This window comes from Streptomyces sp. NPDC092296 (assembly GCF_044755465.1).
GTDB lineage: Bacteria > Actinomycetota > Actinomycetes > Streptomycetales > Streptomycetaceae > Peterkaempfera.
The window spans coordinates 1-6,916 of sequence record NZ_JBIVRB010000007.1; the positions used below are offsets into that span (position 1 = coordinate 1).

Genomic DNA, 6,916 nt, shown 5'->3' on the forward strand with positions numbered 1-6,916 from the left:
CTCTGGGAGATCACCGTCCGCACCGGCACCGGCACCAGCACCGGAGGCGGCACCGGCGGAACCGGCGGCACCACCGGCGGCGACAACGGCGGCGGCACCTCGCAGCTGCTGTCGTACAAGAAGCCGGCCACGGCCAGCTCCTACCAGGACGACGCCAACTGTGGCGGCTGCACGCCCGCCAAGGCGTTCGACGCCGACCCGGCCACCCGCTGGGCGACCAGCGACGTCACCGGCTGGGTCGACCCGGGCTGGATCTCGGTCGACCTCGGTGCCACGGCGACCATCAACAAGGTCGTCCTCCAGTGGGACCCGGCCTACGCCACGGCGTACCAGATCCAGGTCTCGGCCGACGGCAACAACTGGAACAGCATCTACTCCACCACCCAGGGCGCCGGCTTCAAGGAGACCCTGAACGTCAACGGCACCGGCCGCTATGTGCGGATGTACGGCACCGCCCGCTCCAACGGGTACGGCTACTCGCTGTGGGGCTTCGACGTCTACGGCACCGGTGGCAACCCCACCCCGCCGCCGGCCCTGCCGCCGAACCCGGGCAACCCGCTGAAGCTGGTCTGGAGCGACGAGTTCAACGGCCCGTCCGGCACCGCCCCCGACAACAGCAAGTGGACCGCCGACCCGGGGCCGGGCGTCAACGGCGAGCTGGAGTACTACACCACCGGCAACAAGAACACCTACCAGGACGGCAACGGCAACCTCGTCCTGGAGGCCCGCAAGGAGGTGACCCCCGGCTCGGCGTGCCCGCCGGACTCGCTGACCGGCAGCACCACCTGCCAGTACACCTCGGGCCGGATCAACACCTCCGACCATCTCAACTTCACCTACGGGCACGTCGAGGCGCGGATCAAGGTGACCGGCACGCAGGGCTTCTGGCCGGCCTTCTGGATGCTGGGCTCCAACTTCAAGACCGGTACGCCGTGGCCCTACAGCGGTGAGATCGACATCATGGAGCACGTCGGCAAGGTGCCGGACACCGTGTACTCCACGCTGCACGCCCCGGCCTACAACGGCGGCAACGGCTACGGCTCGCCGTACACGCTGCCCGGCCAGGACTTCTCGGCGGCGTTCCACACCTACGCGGTGGACTGGGACTCCAGCCACATGACGTTCTCGGTGGACGGCAACGCCTTCTTCACCGTGGACCGGACGGCCCTGGAGAAGACCAAGGGGCCCTGGGTCTACGACCACCCGTTCTACATCATCCTCAACAACGCGGTGGGCGGCGACTGGCCCGGCTACCCGGACGCCAGCACCGTCTTCCCGCAGAAGATGCTGGTCGACTACGTGCGCGTCTACCAGTAGGCACGCACACCCGCAGGGCCCCGGCGCGGTCGCGCCGGGGCCCTGCGGCCTGCCGTCAGGCCGCAGGCTGCCCGTCCCAGGGGTGGCGCGCCGGCGGGTCGCGGACTCGGCGGACGCCGGCCGCGAGGTGGTCCGGCCGACCCCGCAGCGGCTGCGTGGCCCGGAGGACTCGCTGCGCGCCATGGCGCCGTTGCACGGCTTCCGCCGCGATATGGCCGGGTGGTTCGGTGCCGCCGGTTGATCCATTCGGGTGGACCACGCGGCCGACTCCCGGCTCCGGTCCCGTATCGTCGATGAAGCCCGCGTTCGCCGCACCCCGGGAACCCCCGCGCGTTGGACATGTGGACCAGCAAGCAACGTGCGCCCCCGCGCGCGTACCGGACACTCCAGAGGGGACGGGCCGTGGCAGAGCAACTGCGCAGTGCAGCACCGGAGGAAGAGGGCGGCACCGCAGCAGTGCAGGCCGAGCCGAAGCGCCGCCAGCGACCGCTCTGGAAGGAGCTGCCGCTGCTGATCGCGCTGGCGATCATCCTGGCCCTGGGCATCAAGACCTTCTTCGTCCAGGCGTTCTCGATCCCGTCCGGCTCCATGGAGAACACCCTCCAGGTCAACGACCGGGTGCTGGTCGACAAGCTCACCCCCTGGTTCGGTGCCAAGCCCGAGCGCGGCGAGGTCGTCGTCTTCCACGACCCGGGCGACTGGCTGCAGGGCGAGGCGACGCCGCACACCAACGCGATCCAGAAGGTGCTGAGCACCGTCGGCCTGATGCCCTCGGCCGATGAGAAGGACCTGATCAAGCGGGTCATCGCGGTCGGCGGGGACACCGTGACCTGTCGGGTCGGCTCCCCGGTCGCGGTCAACGGCGTACCGCTGGACGAGCCCTACCTCTACCCCGGTGCCACGCCGTGCGACAACGACCCGGTCGGCAGTGTCACCGTGCCCAAGGGGAAGATCTGGGTGATGGGCGACCACCGGAACAACTCCGAGGACTCCCGCTTCCACCAGAACGACAACCCCGGCGACGGCTTCGTCCCGGTGGGCAATGTGGTCGGCCGGGCCTTTGTGGTCGCCTGGCCGGTCAGCCACTGGGCCACGCTGCCGGTGCCCGCCACCTTCCACCAGCAGCAGCTGGCCGACGGCCGCACCTCCACCGTCGCAGCGGCGGCCGCCCCCGGGCTGGTCGGACTCACCGGTGCCGCCCCGTTGACGCTCTGGTACCGCCGGCGGCGCGGGCAGCGGCTCCAGGCGGCCGACCTGCGCGAACGGGTCTGATCGCACCAGCCAGGCGACCCAGAGGGGGCGCGGCCGACCGGCCGCGCCCCCTCTGCCATGCGCTGCCGGCGGCGGCAGCGCCGGCTTCGGGTGCCCGGCGTCCACCGCCGTCATGGGCCTGGGCCCCGGTGGCGGTGGACGGCGGCGCGCAGCGTGGCGGGGTCGTCCCCCAGCACCGCGATGTCGCCGTCGATGTCGGTACGCAGCACGGTGGCGCCCAGGGCGCGCAGCCGGGCGACGGTGCCGGGGGCCGGGTGGCCGTAGGGGTTTCCGGCGCCGCAGGAGACCAGGGCGAGGCGGGGGTGCAGGGCGGCGGCCAGTGACCAGTCCTGGTGGGCCGAGCCGTGGTGGGCGACCTTGAGGACGTCGACCCGGCCGAGGGCGGCCCGGTCGTGGGCGAGCAGTTCGGCCTGCGCGGGCGGTTCGAGGTCCCCGAGGAGGGCGAAGCGCAGGCCGTGGACGGTGGCGACGGCGGCGATGCTGGCGTTGTTGGGTCCGGGTGCCTCCGGGCCGGGCGGTCCGTCCGGCCACAGGACGTCCCAGCTCAGGTCGGGGGCGACCGCGCGGCGTTCGGCGGGGGCGGCACGCAGCACGGGTATGCCCGCGCGGGCCGTCCAGCGCAGCACCCGGGCCTCCTCCCCCGGTGGGTCGTCCAGGGTGGTGGTCTGCACGGCGGCGACGGTGCGGCCGCGCAGCACACCGGGCAGTCCTTCGACGTGGTCGGCGTGGAAGTGGGTGAGGATCACCAGCGCGATCCGGGTGATGCCGAGTGAGCGCAGGCAGCCGTCGGCGGCACGCGGGTCCGGTCCGGTGTCGACGACCACGGCGGTGTCGGGTGCGGCTCCGGTACCGGCGGGCAGCACGATCATGTCCCCTTGGCCGACATCGCACATGACGAGCCGCCAGCCCGGCGGCGGCCAGCCGGTGGCGATCCGGGTGAGCAGCGGTGGGCGGAGCAGCGCGGCGAGCAGGGCGAGGCCCAGCAGCACTGCCGGCACGGGGTGGCGGCGCAGCCGGGGCAGCAGCGCGGGGGCCGCGCAGCAGGCGGCGGCGGTGGCCACGGCCAGGGTCAGCGCGCCGATCCTGCCGGTGGGCCAGCCGATCACCGCTCCGGGCAGTGCGGCGCCGTGGCGGGCCACGGCGGCGAGCCAGCCGGTGGGTACACCGGCCAGCCGGGCGAGGAGCGCAGCCGCGCCGCTGGAGGCCGGGGCGACGGTGAGTGCGGCGAAGCCGAGCAGGGTGGCGGGGGCGACGGCCAGTTCGGCGAGCAGGTTGCACGGTACGGCGACGAGGCTCACCCGGGCGGTGAGCAGCACGATCACCGGTCCGCAGAACGCCTGTGCGGCGCCGGCCGCACCGGTGGCCTCGGCCAGGCGTACCGGCCAGCCCCGGCGGATCAGGGCGGCGGACCAGCGCGGACCGAGGGTGAGCAGTCCGGCGGTGGCCAGCACCGAGAGTATGAAGCCGTAGTCACGGGCCAGCCAGGGGTCGGCGAGCAGGAGCAGCAGCGCGGCGGCGCTCAGTGCCGTCAGGGCGTGGCTGCGGCGCCCGGCGGCCAGGGCCAGCAGGCCGATCAGCCCGGTGGCGGCGGCGCGCAGCACGCTGGCTTCGGGGCGGCACAGCACCACGAAGGCGGCGGTGAGGGCGGTGCCCAGAGCTGCGGTGGTGCGCAGCGGCAGGCCGAGGCGGGCGGCGAGGCCACCGCGTTCGGGGGTGGCGGCGCGGGTGGGGGCGCCGAGCAGGACGGCGAGGACAAGCGAGAGGTTGGCTCCACTTACTGCGGTCAGATGGGCGAGGTCGGTGGCGCGGAAGGCGTCGCGGAGGTCGTCGGGGATGCGGGAGGTGTCACCGACGACCAGCCCGGGGAGCAGTGCGCGGGCGTCCGGGGCCAGTTGCTCCGAGGCGCGGCGCAGGCCCTCGCGGAGGCTGCCCGCGATGCGCTGGACGGTGCTGGGCGGTGCGAGCGGGCTGGGTGGGGCCCGGGTGAACAGGACGGCGGCGGTCGGTTCTGCGGGGTCGTCGGGTGGCAGGACCTGGACGTCGGCGGTGACACGGGTGGACGGGAGCAGCGGGAGCCAGCGTGCGGCGGTGCTGCCCTGGGCGATGACGGTGACGGGGGTGCGGACGGCGGTGGTGACGCGGTCGACGGTGACGCGGTCGGCGCGGGCGTGGACGATGACCACGCCCTGGCCGCGCCCGGAGCCACGGACCTTGGGGCCGCGCTCGACGGGGTCGCTGGTGAGGGTGAGTTCGACGGTGACACCGGCGCGGGGGCCGGCCTGGGCGAGGGCGGGCAGTGGGCCTCGGTGGAGGTCTGCGGTGTGCAGGGTGGTGGTGGTCGCGGCGGCTGCGGCGGTGAGCAGCAGTACAGCGGTTCCGGTGCGGTGACGGCCGTGCTGGTGCTGGTTCTGGTGCTGGTGCTGGTTCGGGTCTCGGTCGCGGTGGGTGCGGGCGAGCAGGGTCAGGGCGGCGAGTACGGCGAGGGCTGCGGCGGTGAGGACGGCCGGGGTGTGGCGCGGCGTTGTGGTGAGGAGGGCTGCTGTGGTCGCCCAGGCGGTGGCGGCGGGGAGGAGGAGGCGCGGCGGTGGGTGGTGGGCCGGCTTCGGGAGGGGGCCGGGACGCGGTCGGGGTGCAGGACGCGGTCGGGGTGCGGGGGCGATACCGGGGAGGGGGGATCGAGGGCTCATGGCTGTCAGGGCGTCACCAGCGGGGCGAGGTCGGCGTACTTCCGCCGGCCGATACCGGCGACCTGCCGCAGTTGGTCGACGGCGGTGAAGCCGCCATGGCTGTCGCGGAACTCGATGATGTGCTGGGCCAGGACGGGCCCCACTCCGGGCAGGGCGTCGAGCTGTTCGGCCGTGGCGGCGTTGAGGCTGACCGGTCCGCCGGCTGACCCGCCGGTGACCGTGACCGCTGCCGACTGGGTACTCGGTGCGCCGACAAGGATCTGCTCACCGTCTGCGACGACCCGGGCGAGGTTGAGCCCGGTGGTGTCCGCGCCGTGCGCCGGGCCGCCCGCCGCGCGGAGAGCGTCGGCCACCCGGGAGCCGCGCGGCAGGGTCCGCAGCCCGGGGTGGCGGACCTTCCCGGACACGTCCACCACCACCTCCGCCACCGGCCCGGACGACGGCTTCGGCGTCCCGGGGCCAGAGTCGGTACCGGGGCCGGGCCCCGGCACAGCGGCCGGAGCGGTGGACACGGGCACGGAGACCTGCTGCGGACGGCCGAGCCAGAAGTGCTGGACGCCGTACCCGACAGCCAGCAGGAGCAGCACCAGCAACCCGACGGCGGCCCTGCGGTCGACATCCAGGGCGTCCCGCACCCCGGACGGAAGCCACCGCAGCACGCTGCGTGGAGCGGCACCCACGGCAGCGGCGGAGCTGTGACCGAGCGAAGGATCGGTCCCGGTCACCGCTCCCCGGTCGGAGTCATCGTCACGGCCGGCGGCGAGTAGCGGCCCCGCTTCGGGGGACTGCGGCGCGGATTCGGGAAGGGGAACATCAGGGCCCCGGAGGGCGGTTACGGCAGCGGAGGCGGACGGCGGCACAGCGCGGGCCGGGGCAAGACCAGCGGTGACCGGCGGCGGGACCTCTGCCGTTGCTGTGGCACCGGGCGAAGCAGAGTCGTTGACGCGACGACCGTCCGAAACGCCACCGGTGCCAGACCCGAGCGCAAGCGGCGGCCGAAGCCGCGCCCCGGCGGACGGCGGCGCAACTTCGGCAAGAGGCACAAGGTGGCCTGCGGCGAAAGCCTCCGGCCCCGGGGCGGCGACGGACAGCGGCAGAGCCTCGCAGAGGGGCACAGCATGGCCCGCGATAAGCGCCAGAACGAGACCAGCAGGGCCCCGGCCACCAGCCACGGCAGGGACCGGCAGCGGCGCGACATCTGCCGCCGCTGTGGCACCCGGCGAAGCAGAGCTGACCCGACGACCGTCCAAGACGCCACCGGTGCCAGACCCGAGCGCAAGCGGCGGCCGAAGCCGCGCCCCGGCGGACGACGGCGCAACTTCGGCAAGAGGCACAAGGTGGCCCGGGATGAGCGCCGGGACGAGACCAGCAGGACCCCCGCCACCAGCCACGGCAGTGGCCAGCGGCGGCACCGCCACTGCGGCACCCGGCGATGCCAGGCTGACGCGATGGCCGTCCGAAACGCCACCGGCGCCAAGACCGTGAGCGGGCAGCGGCGGGGCGGCTTCGGCGGCAGGGCGGAGGCCGGTCTTGGCGGGGGCCGGGGCATGGGTGGGCAATGCCAGGGGCCCGGCTGCCGTAGCAGCGGACAGCAAGCTAGGGACCGCTCGGTGGCTGGCCGGCCGCAAACCCGGAATACG

5 protein-coding genes are annotated in these 6,916 nt (G+C 74.1%); 3 read left to right on the forward strand and 2 right to left on the reverse strand.

Features of this window, described 5'->3' with window-relative positions:
* The 3 genes from ACIQGZ_RS17885 to lepB all read left to right on the forward strand — a co-directional run.
* On the forward strand, positions 1 to 1,317 hold a 1,317-nt coding region (locus ACIQGZ_RS17885; RefSeq protein ID WP_402602832.1), incomplete at its 5' end, for a family 16 glycosylhydrolase.
* An 82-nt stretch (positions 1,318 to 1,399) separates the two neighbouring features.
* Positions 1,400 to 1,558: a hypothetical protein gene (locus ACIQGZ_RS17890; RefSeq protein WP_402602833.1), complete on the forward strand. Its 159-nt coding sequence runs from the start codon at positions 1,400 to 1,402 to the stop codon at positions 1,556 to 1,558.
* A gap of 161 nt (positions 1,559 to 1,719) precedes the next feature.
* Entirely contained in the window at positions 1,720 to 2,589 is an 870-nt protein-coding gene (gene lepB, locus ACIQGZ_RS17895; RefSeq protein WP_402602834.1) for a signal peptidase I, read from the forward strand.
* 110 nt (positions 2,590 to 2,699) lie between these two features.
* Here lepB and ACIQGZ_RS17900 read toward each other — a convergent pair whose 3' ends face one another.
* Together ACIQGZ_RS17900 and ACIQGZ_RS17905 are read right to left on the reverse strand one after the other, a co-directional pair.
* Positions 2,700 to 5,276, reverse strand: a complete 2,577-nt coding sequence (locus ACIQGZ_RS17900) for a ComEC/Rec2 family competence protein (protein WP_402602835.1) — start codon at positions 5,274 to 5,276, stop codon at positions 2,700 to 2,702.
* 5 nt (positions 5,277 to 5,281) lie between these two features.
* Positions 5,282 to 5,956, reverse strand: coding sequence for a helix-hairpin-helix domain-containing protein (locus tag ACIQGZ_RS17905; protein WP_402602837.1), 675 nt, complete (start codon positions 5,954 to 5,956; stop codon positions 5,282 to 5,284).
* Positions 5,957 to 6,916 lie beyond the last annotated feature (960 nt).

Coding starts and splice junctions, on each gene's coding strand:
- ACIQGZ_RS17900 (WP_402602835.1), bottom strand. CDS start 5,276: ATGAGCCCTCGATCCCCCCTCCCCGGTATCGCCCCCGCACCCCGACCG.